This window comes from Microbulbifer harenosus (genome assembly GCF_005771435.1).
In the GTDB taxonomy this organism is placed as follows: Bacteria; Pseudomonadota; Gammaproteobacteria; order Pseudomonadales; family Cellvibrionaceae; genus Microbulbifer; species Microbulbifer harenosus.
Map to the genome: position 1 here is coordinate 1 of NZ_VANI01000052.1, position 835 is coordinate 835.

General features: G+C 56.3%; 1 protein-coding gene. It reads right to left on the reverse strand.

Features of this window, described 5'->3' with window-relative positions; translation table 11 throughout:
• Nucleotides 1-599: reverse transcriptase domain-containing protein (locus FDY93_RS19285; protein WP_138237386.1), on the reverse strand; the 599-nt coding region annotated here is incomplete at its 3' end.
• Nucleotides 600-835 lie beyond the last annotated feature (236 nt).

Here is an 835-nt window from a genome sequence, read left to right on the forward strand (position 1 = left end):
TTTAACCATTTGTTGATCAGGCGCAGTAATACGCCGTCTCCTACCCGCTGCTGGAGGAATACCCTCAGCTGGTGTTTGTCCAGAGTGTCGAAGAAACTCTGGATGTCCATCTCGATGACGTAGCCTCCACCCGACTCAGACAGTTGCTGTCGCAACTGCTCCAGTGCCTTATGCGGACTTTTGCCCGGTCGGTAGCCAAAGGAGTATGGGTGGAAGATCGGCTCATAGAGCTTTTCCAGGATTCTGAGCACGGCCCGCTGCAATACTTTGTCTTCAAAGGTGGGGATGCCGATCAGACGCCTGCCATTGCCTTTCGGCACGTAGCTGCGCCTGACCGGCGGGGCTTTATAGCTGCCGTCTTTGACTCGGGCTAAAAGACTCTCGAGATGCTCCTCTAGCCGCTGCCCGTAGTCGGCTGCCGTCTGCCCGTCCACCCCTGCCGCACCATCCTTGCGAGTCTGGTGGAAGGCTGCTCGCAACACGTCTTTGGTCAAGTACTGGTTCAGGTTGGTAAAGCACCGCTGTGGATGTTCCTGACCCAGCGTCGCTAACCTCAGGAGTGCAGTGGACATGCTGTTCGCGCTCTGCGTCTGCGACATGTTTCCCTCCTGAGGACATGATGGGTTGGCTTTCCCTTCCCTCCACTGGCTCCCGGCGGATGTCGGTTCGCCCGCTTCAACGGTACTATGGAAAGCTCCGATTTCTGCTTTATCTTCTCGCGGACGTCCTTTTTATCGTTCGGCCGCGGTACCTTGGTTTGGTGCCTGAAATTCCGTTATCACAATCCGGCACCTGACTGCGATGGGCCAATTTATTAACCACCGGCCATAGGTGG